The sequence below is a fragment of the Geoalkalibacter sp. genome (assembly GCF_030604225.1).
Lineage (GTDB): Bacteria > Desulfobacterota > Desulfuromonadia > Desulfuromonadales > Geoalkalibacteraceae > Geoalkalibacter.
Genome location: NZ_JAUVWH010000011.1, coordinates 20,588 through 35,808, shown reverse-complemented (window position 1 = coordinate 35,808; position 15,221 = coordinate 20,588). Strand labels below are relative to the sequence as shown.

Sequence of the window (15,221 nt, the reverse complement as noted above, 5' to 3'; positions counted from 1 at the left end):
CGGTCTCCACCCTCAAGGAAGTCGGCAACATCCTCGCCTCGGCCTACCTCTCGGCCCTGGGCGGGCTGCTTGGGGTCCGCCTGCTGCCCACGGTGCCGGCCCTGGCCTGCGACATGGCCGGAGCGGTCATCGATCCCATCCTCATCGATCTCGGTCAAGCGGGGGATGTGGCGCTGATGCTGGAAACCGAGTTCCATAGCCGGCAGGACGAGGGGCGGGTGATGCAAGGCCATTTCTTTTTGCTGCCCGATCCCGATTCCCTCCAGGCCCTGCTCGCCGTGCTGGGAGGCCAGGCGTGAGCGAGCGGCTGCGGGTGGGCATCGCCGAGATCAAGTTCGGCCGGGCGCCGGAAGTGCTGGTGACCTACGGGCTGGGTTCCTGCCTGAGCATCACCCTGTACGATCCGCGCACCCGCACCGGCGCCATGGCTCACACCCTGCTGCCGACGCCGCGCCCGGGGCAGGCCGAGACACGGCCCGGCAAGTTCGTGGTCAGCGCCGTCGCGGCCATGCTGGCCGAGCTGCCGGCCCTGGGCGCGGCGTCCAGGAACCTGGAGGCCAAGCTGGTGGGGGGCGCCAACATGTTCGAAAGCCTGGCCCTGGCCAAGGGCGACCTGATCGGCGAGCGCAACGCCCAGGCCGCCCGCGAGATTCTGGCGAAACTCGGCGTGCCCCTGGCGGCCGAGGACACGGGCGGCAATTTCGGCCGCACCGCCGAGCTGGTCTTGGAGACCGGCGAGGTGCGCGTCAGATCCTTGCGCGGCGCGGAGAAATGCCGCATTCTCTGACCCCCGCGCGGGTTCCCGTCGCGGCCGCGCGCCCGCGGCCGTAAAAAATTCTCGTCTTTGCACCGCATTCCGTTTTAAAATCCTCGGCGATTTGCCAACAAGGAGAAGTCCCTTATGCGTACCCTGATGTTTGTTGTGCTGTTTGCCCTGCTGTTGCCCCTGACTTGCGGCGCCTCCCCGCGGCAGGTCGAAGTCGGCCTGCCCGACGTGATCCGCGCCTTGGAATCGCCCTTCCAGGGCGAGCGCGGCGCGGCCGGCATCGCCGATTTCGAGGCCGAGTTCTTCCAGGAATCGCGCATCGCCTCCCTGGATCGCGTGCAGCGTGGTCGCGGCCAGGTGTGGTTCAAGTTCGACCGCACCCCGGGCAGTCGCTCCGACCAGGCCAAGTTCCGCTGGGAATACCGCCAGCCGAGCGAGCAGGAAATCGTCTCCGACGGCAAGACCCTGTGGGTCTATCTGCCCGAGAACAACCAGGTGATCGAATCGGATATCGAAACGGCCCTGCGCGACCAGCCCGACAACCCGGTGACCTTCCTCACCGGCCTGGGCAATCTGTCGCGCGACTTTTCCATCCGCTGGGCGGTGCCCAACCGCGACGCCGCCGGCAACTACGTGCTCGAGCTCGCGCCACGCCGCGTCTCGCAGCTCATCGCGCGGCTGGTGATCGTGGTGGACAAGAACGCCGTGATCGCCTTCGACCAGAACCTGCGCCCCGGCCTGCGCGAGACGGGCGGCACGGTGTTTCCCATTCTGTCCTCGACGGTGACCGACCCCAACGGCAACTCGACGATCATCGAGTTCAGCGGCATCCGCGTCAACCGCGGGCTGCCCGACACCCTCTTTCAGTTCATCCGCCCGGCGGGCGTGGAAGTGGTGCGCCCCGAGCAAGTCGGATTTTAACGTTTTTCTCGTAGGGGCGGACCGCGTCCGCCCGGGCGCACAGCCCCCCCCCACAGATCACGGAGGATAAAGGTTTCATGCCCAGTTTCGACATCGTGTCCAAGGTCGACATGCAGGAAGTGGACAACGCCGTCAACCAGACCATCAAGGAGGTCGAGCAGCGCTTCGACTTCAAGGGAACCCACAATGAGATCAGCCTGGAGAAGGACGCCATCCTGATCCTGGCCGCCGACGACTACAAGCTGCAGGCCATCGTCGAGATTCTCCGAGGCAAGCTGGTGCGCCGCGGCCTTTCGCCCAAATGCCTCGACTTCGGCAAGAAGGAGCCGGCCTCGCACATGGCGGTGCGCCAGCGCATCGCCATCGTGCAGGGCATTTCCAAGGAGAAGGGCAAGGACCTCGTCAAGCTGATCAAGGACACCAAGCTCAAGGTGCAGGCGCAGATCATGGACGACCAGGTGCGCGTCACCGGCAAGAAGATCGACGATCTGCAGGAGGTCATCCAGGCGCTCAAGGGCGCCGACGTGGACGTCGAGCTGCAGTTTGTCAACCTGCGCTCCTGAGCGGCGCTTGCTGCAACCCCCAACCAGGCGGATCCCGTTTTGAACAAGCACACAGTCAGTCTGGTCAGCCTCGGCTGCCCGAAAAACCTGGTGGACGCCGAGGTCATGCTCGGCCATCTGCCGCCGGAACGCTACGAGATCGTCACCGACGAGGCGAGCGCCGACATTATCATCGTCAACACCTGCTCCTTCATCCAGGACGCCCAGGAAGAGTCCGTCGACACCATTCTCGAGGTGGCCGACCACAAGAAGTCAGGTCGCTGCAAGCTGCTGGTGGTGACCGGCTGCCTGCCGCAGCGCTACCGCGACGAGCTGAGCAGCGAGCTGCCCGAGGTCGATCTGTTCCTCGGCACCGGCGACGCGGCGCGCCTGCCGGGCCTGCTTGATGAAAAACTCGGCGGGGGCCAGGTGCGCGAGGCCATCGGCGCGCCCGATTTTCTCTACGACCACACCACGCCGCGCGTGCAATCCTCGCCCTTCTACAGCACCTACATCAAGATCGCCGACGGCTGCGCCAATCACTGCTCCTACTGCATCATCCCCAAGCTGCGCGGCACCCTGCGCTCGCGCGCCATGGACTCGGTGGTGGCCGAGGCCGAGCGCATGGTGGCCCAGGGCGTGGCGGAGATCAACCTCATCGCCCAGGACATCACCGCCTACGGCGCCGACCGTGACGACGGGGCCAACCTGCCCGAGCTGCTGCGGCGCCTGGTTAAGATCGACGGCCTGCGCTGGCTGCGCCTGCTCTACGCCTATCCCGACGGGGTCGGCGAGGAACTCATTGATCTCATCGCCGGCGAGGACAAGATCTGCAAGTATCTCGACATCCCCCTGCAGCACATCGACGATCAGCTGCTCGGCGCCATGAACCGGCGCGTCGGCGAGGCCGAGGTGCGCGAGCTCATCGCGCGGCTGCGCGCGCGCATACCCGAGTTGACCCTGCGCACCTCCTTCATCGTCGGCTTTCCCGGCGAGACGCCCGAGCAGTTCGACAAGCTGCTGCGCTTCGTCGAGGAGGGCCATTTCGACCGCCTCGGCGTGTTCCGCTATTCCCGCGAGGAGGGCACGGCGGCCGCCACCCTGCCCGGACAGATTTCCGAGCGGGTCAAGAGCGAGCGCTACAAGCGGCTGATGAAGGCCCAGGCGCGCATTTCCTTCCGCAAGAACCGCGCCCTGGTGGGGCGCATCGAACCGGTGCTGGTCGAGGGACTCAGCGAGGAGAGCGAGCTGCTGCTGCGCGGCCGTTCGGTGCGCCAGGCCCCCGATGTGGACGGTCAGGTTTACATCACCGCCGGCCAGGCCGACATCGGTCAGATCGTGCGCCTGCGCATCACCGATTCCTCGGAATACGACCTCATCGGGGAAATCGTCGAGGATTGATTCCTTGCCCCTGAACCGCCCCCTCATTGTCGTGCTGCTGCTGGTGCTGCTGGCGGCGCTGGCGCTGGTCAAGCGCGGCGGCCGGGAGGCCGAGCTGCGCGAGGGCCGCATCCTGCTCGGCACCCTGGTGGAAATCCAGGTGCCCCGGGGCGATCGAGCGGCACGGGACGCGGTGACGGCCGCCTTTGCCGAGATGGCGCGCATCGAGGCGCTGATGAGCCCCCATCGTCCCGACAGCGATGTGGCGCGGCTCTCCGCCGCCGAGGAGTCCCTGGAGGTGGCGCCCGACACCGCCGAGGTCTTCGCCCTGGGCCTGGACGTCGCCGCGCGCAGCGCGGGCGCCTTTGACCTGACCCTGGGGCGGCTCAAGGCGCTGTGGGATCTGGAAGGGGATAATCCGCGGGTGCCGGATGATGCGGAGATCGCCGCCGCCCTGGAGGGGATCGGCCCCGGGGCCCTGCGCCTCGATGGCCGCTGGGTGAGCAAGGCGCGGCCCGATCTGGCGGTGGATCTCGGCGGAATCGCCAAGGGCTATGCCATCGACCGCGCCATCGCCGTGTTGGCGGGGGCCGGTATCGAGCAGGCCTCGGTCAACGCCGGCGGCGATCTGCGCCTGCTCGGCAGCCGCGGCGCGCGGCCCTGGCGCATCGGCATTCGCCACCCGCGCAGCGCCGAGGAGCTCCTCGCCACCCTGGAACTGAGCGGCCGCGCGGTGGTCACCTCGGGCGATTACGAGCGCTTTTTCGAGGTGGACGGCCGGCGCTACCATCACATCTTCGACCCGCGCAGCGGCTATCCCGCCAGCGCCTGCCAGAGCGTGACCCTGGTGGCGGACAGCGCCATGCTCGCCGATGCCCTGGCCACGGCGGTGTTCGTGCTGGGTCCCGAGAAGGGGCTGGCGCTGCTCACCGAATTTCCCGGCGTCGAGGCGCTGATCGTCGCGGCCGACGGCGCAACCCACGCGACCCCGGGCCTGGCGGAGCTCAAGCGGTGATCGCGGCCCTGTGGCGGCGCATGACGGTCCTGGATCGCTTCATCGTCGCGCTTCTGCTGCTGGGGGTGCTGGCCTCCTTCGCGGTGCTCGGGCGTCAGCCGGCCGGGGCGCGGGTGCTGGTGGAGCGCGATGGGCGGCTGCTGTTCAGCGCCCCCCTCGGCGAGGCGCGCCGCGTCGCCCTGCCCGGGCCCTTGGGCGACACCCTGCTGGAGATCGCCGACGGCCGGGCGCGCATCCTCTCCTCGCCCTGCCCGCACAAGGTGTGCATGGGCATGGGCGGGGTGTTCCGGCGCGGCGAGCTCATCGCCTGTATTCCCAACCGGCTGATCATCAGCATTGAGGGCGGCGCCGACCAGGGATCTCCAGCCTATGACCTCCTCAGCCATTGATCCTGTCGAACTGGCGCGCTGCCGGCGTCGCGTGTTCCTCGCCCTGTTCACCGCCCTAGCGGTGGCCCTGCACACCCTGGAATTTCTCCTGCCCGCCCCGGCGCCCTGGTTTCGCCTGGGCTTCGCCAACATTCTCACTCTCTGCGCCCTGTTTCTTTTCGACGGCCGCGCCGCCTGGACCCTGAGCCTGGCGCGGGTGCTGGTCGGTTCGCTGATTCTCGGCAACCTTTTTGCCCCCGGTTTTTTTCTCTCCCTGGCCGGGGCGGTGGCGGCGACGGCGCTGATGACGGGTGCGCGAGAAATGTTCGGCGCGCGCCTGGGGCCGGTGGGGGCCTCGGCCCTGGGCGCCGTGGGCCATGCCCTCGGGCAGCTGTTGGTGGCCTGGTTGCTGTTGGTGCGCCACGACGGGCTGTGGCTGCTGCTGCCCTTTTTCCTGCTTCTGTCCCTGGCGACGGGGCTGCTCAACGGCTTTGCCGCCGCGCTGCTCATCGACGCGGTGCGCGGTCATCGCGCCTTTGCCCGGCCGGCGGCACAGGACGCGCCGCCATGAGGGTGCTCGCCGCCCTGCGTCCCTACCTGATGCCCCAGCGCGCCGCCCTGGCCTGGGGCAGCCTGTGGCTGCTGGCCACCACCCTGCTCGCCATGCTCATTCCCTGGATGCTCAAGCTCGGGGTCGAGGCGGTGGAGGCCGGGCGCGGCGCGGATCTGCTCTGGGCGGCGACGGTGCTGGCCCTGGCCGCCCTGGTGCGCGGCGCCACGCGCATCGCCTCGCGCCTTTATTTCCTGCACGGTGCGCGGCATCTGGAAGTCGCCCTGCGTCGCGGCCTGCTGGCGCGGCTGCTGCACCAGGACGGCTTTTTCTTCGATCGTCACCGCACCGGCGACCTGCTGGCGCGCTTTACCGGCGATCTGGCCAACGTGCGCATGTTCGTCGGCTTTGGTCTGCTGACCATCGTCAACGCGGCCATCGTCTATCTGCTGAGCCTGGTGCTCATGCTCTCCCTGTCGCCGACCCTGACCCTGGTGGCGGTGCTGCCCTATCCGCTGCTGCTGCTCGCGGTGAAACGGCTCAGCCGTCACCTGCTGCACCACTCGACCCAGGTGCAGGAAGGCCTGGGGCGCTTGAGCGAGGCGGTGGAGGAGGGGGTGAGCGGCCAGGCGGTGATCCGCGCCTACGGCCTGGCGGGGGGGCGCAACGCGCGCTTCGCGGAAATCAACGACGACTATCTGCGTCGCAACCTGGTGCTGGCGCGGCTGCGCGCCCTGGTACTGCCGGTGATGACCCTGGTGGGTCCGCTGGGCACGCTGCTGGTGCTCTATTTCGGTGGGCGGCAGGTGGCGGCGGGCAATTTGTCCCTGGGGGATTTTGTCGCCTTCAACGCCTATCTGGTGCAGCTGGCCTGGCCGACCCTGCTGCTCGGCTGGGTGCTGACCCTGGCGCAGCGCGCCACGGCGAGCATGGAGCGCCTGCAATTGCTCCTCGCCCTGCCGCCGGCGCCGCCCCTGTCGGAAACGGCACCGAGCACCGAGCCGCCGGCGGTGTCCCTGCGCGGGCTGTCCTTCGCCTATGAGAGCCAGCCCGTCCTGCGGGATCTGCGCCTGGAGGTTCCCGCCGGGGCGCTGATCGGGGTGACCGGCCCGGCCGCGAGCGGCAAGAGCACCCTGCTGCGTCTGCTGGCGGCCCTCTATCCCCCGCCGCCCGGCTCCCTGTTCATCGACGGGCGGGATCTCTCCGCCCTCGACCCCCGCGTTCATCGCCGGCGCCTGGCCGCGGTGCCCCAGGAGGGCCGGTTGTTTTCCGGCAGCCTGCGCGACAATCTGCTCTACGCCGCACCCCAGACCGGTGCCGAAGAGCTGCGGCGCCTGGCCGCCCAGGTGCAGCTCGGCGCCGAGGCGGCGCATTTTCCCCAGGGCTTCGAGACCCGGGTCGGCGAGGGAGGGATGAGCCTGTCCGGCGGCCAGCGCCAGCGCGTCGCCATCGGCCGCGCCCTGGCGCACCAGGCGCGCCTGTGGCTGCTCGACGATCCCTTCAGCCATCTCGATGCTCTCACCGCCCGCGCCCTGTGGGCCGAGCTGCGCCCCCTGCTGCGCGGCCGCACGGTGTTTCTGGTGTCGGGGCGGGTGTCCCTGCTGACCGGCGCCGATCTCATCCTGGTGCTCGATGAGGGGCGGATCGTCGCGCAGGGCCGACACGGCGAGCTGCTGCGCCAGGAAGGCCTCTATGCCCGCCTCTACCGGCGCGAACAGCTGCGCGAAGAGTTGGAGGCGGGATTGGATTCAAACCACGGACCGCGGACCACGGACGACTGACGGATTTTTCATGCCCCACGGCCATCATCACGACAGCGACGAAATCAGCGGGCGCCATTTGGACTGGGCGCTGCTGCGCCGGTTCGTCGGCTACCTGGGCGCCTATCGCGGCGCGGCGCTGGCGGCCTTGCTGCTGCTGCCGGGGGTGGCCGCGGCCAAGCTGGCGCAGCCCTACCTGCTGATGCTGGCCATCGACGATTACATCATCCCCGGAGAAATCGCCGGGCTGTGGCTCATCGCCCTGCTGTTTCTCCTCGCCCTGGCCGCGGAGAGCCTGCTGTCCTACTTTCAGGTCTACGCCGTGCAGTGGGTGGGCCAGCACATCATGGCCGACCTGCGCCGCGAGGGATTCGCGCGGCTGCCGCGGTTGCCGGTTGCGTTCTTCGACCGCCAGCCCTCGGGACGGCTGGTGACGCGCCTGACCTCGGATGTGGAAAACGTCGGCGAACTCTTCGGCGCCGGGGTGGTCTCGGCCCTGGGCGACCTGCTCACCCTGGCGGCCATCGTCGCCGTCATGCTGTGGATCAATCCCCGCCTCTCCCTGGTGGCCTTCGCGGTCATGCCCCTGCTGCTGCTTCTCGGCCTGCTGTTTCGCCATCACATCCGCCGCGCCAATCGCCAGGTGCGCGCGCGGATCGCGGGCCTCAACGCCTTTGTGGCCGAGCGCATCGCCGGCGCCGACGAGGTGCGCCTGTTCGCGCAGGAGGAGCGCACCCTCAAGGAATTCGACCAGTTGCAGGATGACTACCAGAGCGCCTCCCTGCGCGTCATCAACTGGGACGCCTGTCTCTATGCCGGGGTCGAGGCCCTGGGCGCGGTGGCCATCGCCGCCATCCTGTGGAAAGGCGGCGGCGAGGTGCTGGCCGGGGTGACGTCCTTCGGCGTGCTGGTCGCCTTCATCGAATACGTGCAGAAATTTTTCGCCCCGCTGCGCGATCTCTCCGCCAAGTATTCGGTGATCCAGGCCAGCAACGCTTCCCTGGAGCGCATATTCAACCTTCTCGATCATCCCGCCGAGCCTTTGGGCAAGCACACCGCCGCATCGGGGCCGGGCACCATCCGCTTCGACCGGGTAAGCTTTGCCTATGATGCCGAGGCGCCGGTGCTGCACGACATCGAGCTCGATTTGCCCCCCGGCGCGACGGTCGCCCTGGTGGGTGACACGGGCAGCGGCAAGACTACCCTGGGGCGGCTGCTGCTGCGGTTTTACGAGCCGACGGCGGGGCGCATCCTGCTGGACGGCGTGGCGCTCAGCGACCTGGATCCGGCCCTGGTGCGCCGCCGCATCGGCTGGGTATCCCAGGAGCCGTTTCTCTTCGACGGCAGCGTGCATGACAACCTCGACGCCGAACGTCTGCGCGACGGCGCCGAGCTCGAAGAGATCCTGCGCCGCACCGGCGCCGACCGGGTGGTGGCGCGCCTCGGCGGCCTGGAGGCGCACATCAGCGAGCGCGGCCGCAACCTCTCCGCCGGCGAGCGCCAGCTGCTGTGCCTGGCGCGCGCCCTGGTGCCCGATCCCCAATGGCTGATTCTCGATGAGGCCACCAGCCGCCTCGACGCCGAGACCGAGGAGTTGGTGCGCGCCGGCATGGAGGCCGCGCGGCGCGGCCGCGGCGCCCTGCTCATCGCCCACCGCCTGCGCTCCATCGTGCATGCCGAGCGCATTGTGGTGCTGCGCCGGGGGCGCATCGTTGAAGAGGGTAAGCATCGTGAATTGCTGGCCAAGGAAGGGTTGTACGCGCGCTTGTGGCGCCTGCAGGCCTTGGAGAATGGACAATCGTCAGAAGGGACCTAAGGGACGCCAGGGACACCAGTAGATGCCGGTGTTTGTCCCTGGCGTCCCTGGTGTCCCTTAAGTCCCTTTTTCACCCGGAGGAACCAAACATGCAACGACTCATCGCTGCTGCCCTGCTCGCCCTGCTCACCGCCTGCGCCGCGCCCACCACAACGCCGGCGCCATCGGCGCCCGCCGCCCCCCTGGCGGTGCCCGTGGCGACCCTGGTTCCGGCCCTGGCGGCGCTGCCCGGAGCCGAGGCCCTGGAGGGCGAGGTGGGCGTGGGTTATCCCGGCGAGGTGCTGTTCGCCGCCGGGGCGGTGCTGCCCCTGCCCGGCGGGCTGGAGTTGCTTGATCCTCTCGCCGAGGTGTTGCACGCCCATCCCGGGAATCGCTGGAGCCTGCGGGTGCGTGCCGCGACGGAGCATGGCAAGGATTATGATCTGGCCCTCGCCGAGGGGCGCGCCGGTTTGCTGCAAAGGTTTTTCACCCGGCGCGGGATTTCCGCCGAGCGGCTTGACTGGCAGGTCGCGGCGGAGGACGGCGCGCCCCTTGAGGTGCGGCCGCTGCCGTAGGGGCGATTCATGAATCGCCCAAGGGCGCACGTCGGTGCGCCCCTACCGGATGGCGCGGATTTCGGTGGGGGTCAGGGTGTGGACCTCCTTGCAGAATTCGCAGGTGACCCGCACCTCTTCCTGCTGTTGGGCCAGGGACGCCAGCTCCTCGGCGCCGAGGCCGGCGAGCAGGCGCAGGATCTGGCGGCGGTTGCAGGTGCAGCGGAAGGCGAGGTCGATGCTGTCCTTGACGTCGAAGGGAATATCGGCGAGCAGGCGTTCGAGAATGGCGGCCGGCCCCTGGCCCTCGCGCAGCAGGCTGCTGACCGGCGGCAAGGCGCGCAGGCGCTCCTCGAGCAAGGCGATGCGACCCTCGTCGCCCGGCGGCAGGGCCTGGAGGATGAAGCCGCCGGCGGCGCCGACCCGGCCGTCGGTTTCGATGTAGACGCCCAGGGATACCGCCGAGGGCACCTGCTCCGAGGTGGTGAGATAGTAGGCGAGATCCTCGCCGATTTCGCTGCTTACCAGCTGCACCGTGCCGCGATAGGGCTCGCGCAGACCCAGGTCCTTGGTGACGTGGAGAAAGCCGGCCTTGCCCACGGCGCCCACCACGTCGAGGCGGCCGTCGCGCAGCGGCACGGCGGGATAGGGATTCTTGATGGTGGCGCGCACCTGCCCGCGCGCGTCGGTTTCGGCACTCAGGCGCTGGATGGGGCCATTGCCCTCGATGGTGAGATTGAGGCGCTGCTCACCCTTGAGCAGGCCGCCCATGAGCGCGGCCCCCGTGGTCAAACGGCCCAGGGCCAGGGTCGCGGTGGGGTCGGCATCCTGGCGGCGGCGGCATTCTTCCACCAGGCCGGTGGTGACGGCCGCCAGGCCGCGCAGGGTGCCGTCGCGGGTGAGGATGCGAATGAGCTGGTCTTTCATGGGAACTCCTCGAACTGACCTAAAGGCCGATTACGCCGGCCGGTGTTTGTGCTATCCTGTCTGGGTTGCCCGGTCGGGGCGAAGGAAGATTAGCCAATTTCATTTCATGATGGCAAGCAGCAAAGGAGGAACATCGGCATGAAGATCATCCTGCCCACCGCGGGCAAGGGCACACGCCTGCGCCCCCACACCCACACCAAGGCCAAGTCCCTGGTGCACGTCGCCGGCAAGACCGTGCTCCAGCACATCGTCGAGCGCCTCGCGCCCCTCGACGCCGAGGAATACATCTTCATCAACGACGAGGAAAACGGCCCGCAGGTCATGGCCTTCATGAAGCAGAAATTCCCCAACCTCAACTGCTGGGCGACCCTGCAGAAGGAGCGCCTCGGCCCGGCCCACGCCGTGTCCCTCGCCGCGCCGCGCATCGCGCCCGGCGACGACGTGCTGGTGGTGTTCAACGACACCATCTTCGTCACCGACCTTGACCGCATCGGGGCGCTGTGCGGCGACTGCGACGGACTGATCTATTCCAAGGAAGTCGAGGATTACCAGCGCTTCGGCGTCAACGTGGTCGACGAGACGGGGTTCATCGTCGACATGGTGGAAAAGCCCGACCAGCCCATCTCGCGCCTGGCCCAGGTGGGGCTCTACTACCTCAAGGACGGCCGCGGCTTCATGGACCACCTGGAGCGCAGCATCCGCGCCGGCGAAACCGTCAAGGGCGAATACTACCTGCCGGCGGTGTTCATGAACATGATTCGCGCCGGCCTCAAATTCCGCGCCCCCGAGATCGATGCCTGGCTTGATTGCGGCAAGCCCGAAACCCTGCTCGAAACCAACCGCTACCTGCTCCAGGGCCGCCATCACACCCACGGCGAGGTGCGTAACGCGGTGCTCATCGAGCCGGTCCACATCGAGCGCGGCGCGACGGTGCGCGATTCCATCGTCGGCCCCAATGTCAGCCTCGCCGCGGGCAGTCACATCAGCGGCAGCATCGTGCGCGACAGCATCATCAACGCCAACAGCGAAGTGCGCAGCATGATTCTCGACGGCTCCATCATCGGCGAGTCGGTGCGCCTGGTCGGCGCGGCGCGCCACATGAACATCGGCGACCATTCCCTGGTGGAAATGGAGTAGGGGCGGACCGAGTCCGCCCAGGGCGCACCGATGTGCGCCCCTACAACAATCCGGGTGAAATCCCCGGTAGGGGCAACCCGGTGGGTCGCCCTGGGCGAGGCAGCGCCTCGCCCCTACAGGGAATTCGCCTGCAGGCACAGGGCCGCGTAGATTTTTGCCGCCGCCAGCACCTGGGCGAAGGGGGTGTGTTCCTCGGGCGTGTGGGCCACCTCGAGGGCGCCGGGGCCGAGGATCAGGGGCTTGACGCCGGCGTCGAAAAACAGGTTGCCGTCGGAGTGGGAGCGGAACGCGTCCCCGGAGAACCTGAGGTTCAGGCGCGGGTAGATCTCGGCCAGGGCTTGGGCGAGGACCGTGTCCATGCCCAGATCGTAACCGCGCGCGGCGAAGTTGAATTCCAGCTCCAGGTTGAGATCGGGAATGAGCTGCCCGGCGGTATCGGCGCGGGCGCGGATGGCGGCCTGGACCTCGGCCGGGTCGCCCTGGGGCGGCAGATGCAGGTCGATCCAGGCTTCGCAACGATCGGGCACGACGAACCCGGCGCGCGAAGAGGTCAGTTCGCGGATGGAATAGGCGATCTCCGAGCTGCCGCGCTCGAAGAGCGGGTCGCGGCCCAGGTGCAGCAGCACGCGCAGCATGGATTCGACGGCGTTGTGGCCGAGTTCGGGCAAGGATGAGTGCGTGCGTCGCCCGCTGGTGACGAAACCGGCTTCCAGGTAGCCGTAATGGGCGAAGCAGGGCGCCAGGCCGGTGGGCTCGCCGATCACCACCCAGGGGGGGCGGCAGGTTTCGAGAAAGGCGGCGCTGCCGTCGCCGTTTTCCTCCTCGCCCACCACCAGCAACAAGCCCACCGGCGGGCGCTCCTCGGGCGGCAGCACCGCCGCCAGGGCGAGAAAGGCCTCGACCATGGCCGCGCAGCCGCCCTTCATGTCGGCGCTGCCCAGGCCATGAATCAGGCCGTTTTCCTCGCGGGCGCCGTAGTCCTCCAGATCCCAGGCGGCGATGGTGTCGACGTGGCCGACCAGGTAGAGACGCGGCTCCTGCCAGCCCAGGGGCACGATCAGGTTGTAGCGCTCCTCCTCCACCTCCTGGCGGCGCAGGGCGAAATTGGCGCCGTGCAGCCGCTCTTCCAGGTAGAGCTGGATATCCTCTTCCTTGCCCGCCGGCGAGTAGATGTCCACCAGATCCGTGAGCAGCGCGCGCAGGCGCGCCGCGTCAATGGCCCGCCAGATTTTTTCCAGGAGCTGCGCCATCGCGTTTTTTCCCCTTTTGCTTGCGACCCAGGTTGAGGGTCATGTAGACGTGCTCCTGCACGTTGCCGAAGCCCTGCTTGGTGAAGAAGCGGATCGCCGCCTCGTTTTCGGCGTCGGTGTCGATGATGATCATGCGCACGCCCTGCTCGCGCATGCGCCGCTTGATTTCGCGAAACAGCCGCGCGCCGACGCGCAGCTTCTGCATGAAGGGGCGCACCCCCAGCCACACCAGATAGCCGTATTTCCATGCCGAATGATGCTTTTCCACGGTCGTGCCGAGGGCAAAGCCGACGATCTGTCCCTCGTGCTCGGCGACCAGGCACAGCTCGCTGTCGCTGTTGAACAGGGTGGTGATCTCGTACTCGTCCCAGGTGCGGTAGAGACTCGGCGAGTATTCGGCGGTGAAGATCTCCTCGCCCAGGTGAAAGACGGTGGAGAGATCGTCGATGGTCATGTCGCGGATGCGCAACTGCTGCTTGCGCGGAAGACTGTCCTGGTCGGGCATGGGGCCGATCCTTTCCGAGGGGCTTTTTTGAGTAAACTTTAGCAGATATTTGCCGGGCGTCGCCCTCTTGTGCCGCGCCGCCAAGGTCGCTATGATGGCCGTTTGATGACAAGGACGCGAATTGCGAGGATATTTTTCGGATGATCGCCGGCTTTGAGCCCTACCTGCCCTATCTGCTGCCGCCGTTGTTGGGCGCCTTCATCGGCTATGTCACCAACCATATCGCCATCCGCATGCTCTTTCGCCCCCTGCGGCCCTGGCGGATTCTGGGCGTGCGCGTGCCCCTGACGCCGGGGATCATTCCCGCCAAGCGCCAGGAGCTGGCGGCGCGCATGGGCGAGATGGTCGGCAGCCACCTGCTGACCGGCGACGACGTGGGGCGCGCCCTGGAAAAGGAGAGGTTTCGCCGCGAGATCAAGGACGCGGTGGGCGACAAGCTCGACCGTTTTCTCGACCTGGAGTTGGGCCCCCTGGAGCAGCTGGTGCCGGGGGATTTTCGCGCCCGCTTTCGCGAGCTGGTCGAGCTGCTGCGCTGGAAGCTGGTCAAGGCGGTGTTCGCCTATCTCGACAGCGAGGACTTTGCCCGGCTGCTGCGCGAGCTGTTGCAGCGCAAAAGCGATGCCTGGCTGGCCCGCGACCTGGAGAGCTTTCTCACGCCCGAGCGCTACGGGCATCTGCGCACTCATCTCGATGAGCGGATCAGCGCCTTTTTGCATTCGCCCGGAGTGGCGCGCGCCGTGGAGCAGTTCATCGACGCCAAGACCGATGAATGGGTCGGCTCCCAGGCCACCCTGCGCGAGCTGCTGCCCGCCGATCTCATCGAGGTGATCGTCGCTCAGCTGGAAAAGGAGGTGCCGCCGCTGCTGGAAAAATTCGGCGGCCTGTTCTACGACCCCGATTTTCGCATGCGTCTCGTCATCAAGGGGCGCCAGGCCATCGAGGCCTTTCTCGATTCCCTGGGGGGGCTTTCGGGATTGCTGGGCGGCTTCATCAACCTGGAAAAACTCTACGCCCGCATCCCCGAGTTCCTCGACAAGGCCGGCGACGAGATCGCCCGCTGGCTCAAGGAGGAGAAAACCCAGGCGCAGGTCGCCCAGTTGCTGCGCGGCCGCGTCGAGGCCCTGCTCGACCGGCCCCTGGCGAGCTATCTGGAGAAGGTGCCCTACGAGAAGGTGGCGGGGGTACGGCGCTTCGTGCGCGTCAAGGCGGTGGAATACGTGCGCAGTCGCCGCGCCAGCGAAACCGCCCTGGGCCTGGCCGAACGCAGTATCGAGCGGCTCAAGGATCGCTCCTTCGCCACGCTGCTCGACAAGGCGCTGCCCGAGGGCGGCCTGGAGCAGGCTCGCGAGGCCCTTTACGCGAGGATTCTCGCCGCCCTGCGTTCCCCCGCGGCGCGCGACATCCTGGCCCAGGTGCTGGAGGAGAAATCCGAGCAATGGCTGTTTCGCAAGCCCCTGGGGCGGCTCGCGGCGCGGGTGCCCGCCGATGTGCGCGAGGAATTGAACGAAGGGCTGTGCCGTCAGTTGGGCGAGCTGCTGAAAAAAGAGGTGCCGCCCCTGGTGGAAACCCTCAACGTGCAGCGCATGGTCGAGGAAAAGGTCAACTCCCTGGATCTGCTCAAGGTCGAAGGGCTGCTCATGGGCATCATGAAGGAGCAGTTCAAGTACATCAATCTGTTCGGCGCCCTGCTCGGGTTTCTCATCGGCCTCGTCAACCTTCTGGTGCTCGGCCTGCGCTGAGCGGTGCGCCGC

Annotated in this window: 16 protein-coding genes; 13 read left to right on the top strand and 3 right to left on the bottom strand. The window is 67.8% G+C overall.

All coding sequences use genetic code 11. The annotated features are described in order from the left end of the window. From QAT43_RS02760 to QAT43_RS02710, 11 genes are all read left to right on the top strand, one after another. Nucleotides 1–299: chemotaxis protein CheC (locus QAT43_RS02760; RefSeq protein WP_305041508.1), on the top strand; the 299-nt coding region annotated here is incomplete at its 5' end. Next, nucleotides 296–787 (top strand): chemotaxis protein CheD, encoded by a 492-nt coding sequence (locus tag QAT43_RS02755; protein ID WP_305041507.1) that lies wholly within the window; start codon nucleotides 296–298, stop codon nucleotides 785–787. The genes QAT43_RS02760 and QAT43_RS02755, both read left to right, overlap by 4 nt. Nucleotides 788–901: 114 nt before the next feature. Next, nucleotides 902–1,687: a LolA family protein gene (locus QAT43_RS02750; protein WP_305041506.1), complete on the top strand. Its 786-nt coding sequence runs from the start codon at nucleotides 902–904 to the stop codon at nucleotides 1,685–1,687. A 77-nt stretch (nucleotides 1,688–1,764) separates the two neighbouring features. Continuing rightward, complete coding sequence (locus QAT43_RS02745; RefSeq protein WP_305041505.1) at nucleotides 1,765–2,250, top strand: YajQ family cyclic di-GMP-binding protein; 486 nt, start codon at nucleotides 1,765–1,767, stop codon at nucleotides 2,248–2,250. Between the two features lie 39 nt (nucleotides 2,251–2,289). After that, on the top strand, nucleotides 2,290–3,630 hold the full coding sequence (gene rimO / locus QAT43_RS02740; protein WP_305041504.1) for a 30S ribosomal protein S12 methylthiotransferase RimO: 1,341 nt from the start codon (nucleotides 2,290–2,292) through the stop codon (nucleotides 3,628–3,630). Between the two features lie 4 nt (nucleotides 3,631–3,634). After that, the gene (locus QAT43_RS02735) at nucleotides 3,635–4,624 is read left to right on the top strand and encodes an FAD:protein FMN transferase (RefSeq protein WP_305041503.1); all 990 of its coding nucleotides are present in this window, start codon (nucleotides 3,635–3,637) and stop codon (nucleotides 4,622–4,624) included. Then, nucleotides 4,621–5,013: a NusG domain II-containing protein gene (locus QAT43_RS02730; protein WP_305041502.1), complete on the top strand. Its 393-nt coding sequence runs from the start codon at nucleotides 4,621–4,623 to the stop codon at nucleotides 5,011–5,013. The genes QAT43_RS02735 and QAT43_RS02730 overlap by 4 nt, the downstream gene beginning before the upstream one ends. Beyond that, a complete protein-coding gene (locus tag QAT43_RS02725) occupies nucleotides 4,994–5,563 on the top strand; it encodes a Gx transporter family protein (RefSeq protein WP_305041501.1) in 570 nt (189 codons plus the stop codon). The genes QAT43_RS02730 and QAT43_RS02725 overlap by 20 nt, the downstream gene beginning before the upstream one ends. After that, nucleotides 5,560–7,323, top strand: coding sequence for an ABC transporter ATP-binding protein (locus QAT43_RS02720; protein WP_305041500.1), 1,764 nt, complete (start codon nucleotides 5,560–5,562; stop codon nucleotides 7,321–7,323). The genes QAT43_RS02725 and QAT43_RS02720 overlap by 4 nt, the downstream gene beginning before the upstream one ends. A 10-nt stretch (nucleotides 7,324–7,333) precedes the next feature. Beyond that, on the top strand, nucleotides 7,334–9,118 hold the full coding sequence (locus tag QAT43_RS02715; protein WP_305041499.1) for an ABC transporter ATP-binding protein: 1,785 nt from the start codon (nucleotides 7,334–7,336) through the stop codon (nucleotides 9,116–9,118). A gap of 89 nt (nucleotides 9,119–9,207) precedes the next feature. Beyond that, nucleotides 9,208–9,672: a hypothetical protein gene (locus tag QAT43_RS02710; protein ID WP_305041498.1), complete on the top strand. Its 465-nt coding sequence runs from the start codon at nucleotides 9,208–9,210 to the stop codon at nucleotides 9,670–9,672. Nucleotides 9,673–9,714: 42 nt separating this feature from the next. Here QAT43_RS02710 and hslO read toward each other — a convergent pair whose 3' ends face one another. Then, nucleotides 9,715–10,578 (bottom strand): Hsp33 family molecular chaperone HslO, encoded by an 864-nt coding sequence (gene hslO, locus QAT43_RS02705; RefSeq protein WP_305041497.1) that lies wholly within the window; start codon nucleotides 10,576–10,578, stop codon nucleotides 9,715–9,717. Between the two features lie 138 nt (nucleotides 10,579–10,716). Here hslO and QAT43_RS02700 point away from each other — a divergent pair, with 138 nt between their 5' ends. Further along, nucleotides 10,717–11,715, top strand: coding sequence for a sugar phosphate nucleotidyltransferase (locus tag QAT43_RS02700; RefSeq protein WP_305041496.1), 999 nt, complete (start codon nucleotides 10,717–10,719; stop codon nucleotides 11,713–11,715). 113 nt (nucleotides 11,716–11,828) lie between these two features. Here QAT43_RS02700 and QAT43_RS02695 read toward each other — a convergent pair whose 3' ends face one another. Together QAT43_RS02695 and QAT43_RS02690 are read right to left on the bottom strand one after the other, a co-directional pair. Continuing rightward, nucleotides 11,829–12,965, bottom strand: coding sequence for a M20 family metallopeptidase (locus tag QAT43_RS02695; protein ID WP_305041495.1), 1,137 nt, complete (start codon nucleotides 12,963–12,965; stop codon nucleotides 11,829–11,831). After that, nucleotides 12,928–13,470, bottom strand: coding sequence for a GNAT family N-acetyltransferase (locus QAT43_RS02690; protein ID WP_305041494.1), 543 nt, complete (start codon nucleotides 13,468–13,470; stop codon nucleotides 12,928–12,930). Before QAT43_RS02690 ends, QAT43_RS02695 begins: the two co-directional genes overlap by 38 nt. A gap of 140 nt (nucleotides 13,471–13,610) precedes the next feature. Between QAT43_RS02690 and QAT43_RS02685 the strand changes: the two genes are divergently transcribed. Next, nucleotides 13,611–15,209 (top strand): DUF445 family protein, encoded by a 1,599-nt coding sequence (locus QAT43_RS02685; RefSeq protein ID WP_305041493.1) that lies wholly within the window; start codon nucleotides 13,611–13,613, stop codon nucleotides 15,207–15,209. The last annotated feature ends 12 nt before the right edge of the window (nucleotides 15,210–15,221 follow it).

Bases quoted from the DNA above. Each gene is read 5' to 3' on its own strand.
- QAT43_RS02750 (WP_305041506.1), top strand. From the start codon at position 902: ATGCGTACCCTGATGTTTGTTGTGCTGTTTGCCCTGCTGTTGCCCCTG.
- QAT43_RS02745 (WP_305041505.1), top strand. From the start codon at position 1,765: ATGCCCAGTTTCGACATCGTGTCCAAGGTCGACATGCAGGAAGTGGAC.
- QAT43_RS02725 (WP_305041501.1), top strand. From the start codon at position 4,994: ATGACCTCCTCAGCCATTGATCCTGTCGAACTGGCGCGCTGCCGGCGT.
- QAT43_RS02720 (WP_305041500.1), top strand. From the start codon at position 5,560: ATGAGGGTGCTCGCCGCCCTGCGTCCCTACCTGATGCCCCAGCGCGCC.
- QAT43_RS02715 (WP_305041499.1), top strand. From the start codon at position 7,334: ATGCCCCACGGCCATCATCACGACAGCGACGAAATCAGCGGGCGCCAT.
- QAT43_RS02710 (WP_305041498.1), top strand. From the start codon at position 9,208: ATGCAACGACTCATCGCTGCTGCCCTGCTCGCCCTGCTCACCGCCTGC.
- hslO (WP_305041497.1), bottom strand. From the start codon at position 10,578: ATGAAAGACCAGCTCATTCGCATCCTCACCCGCGACGGCACCCTGCGC.
- QAT43_RS02700 (WP_305041496.1), top strand. From the start codon at position 10,717: ATGAAGATCATCCTGCCCACCGCGGGCAAGGGCACACGCCTGCGCCCC.
- QAT43_RS02695 (WP_305041495.1), bottom strand. From the start codon at position 12,965: ATGGCGCAGCTCCTGGAAAAAATCTGGCGGGCCATTGACGCGGCGCGC.
- QAT43_RS02690 (WP_305041494.1), bottom strand. From the start codon at position 13,470: ATGCCCGACCAGGACAGTCTTCCGCGCAAGCAGCAGTTGCGCATCCGC.
- QAT43_RS02685 (WP_305041493.1), top strand. From the start codon at position 13,611: ATGATCGCCGGCTTTGAGCCCTACCTGCCCTATCTGCTGCCGCCGTTG.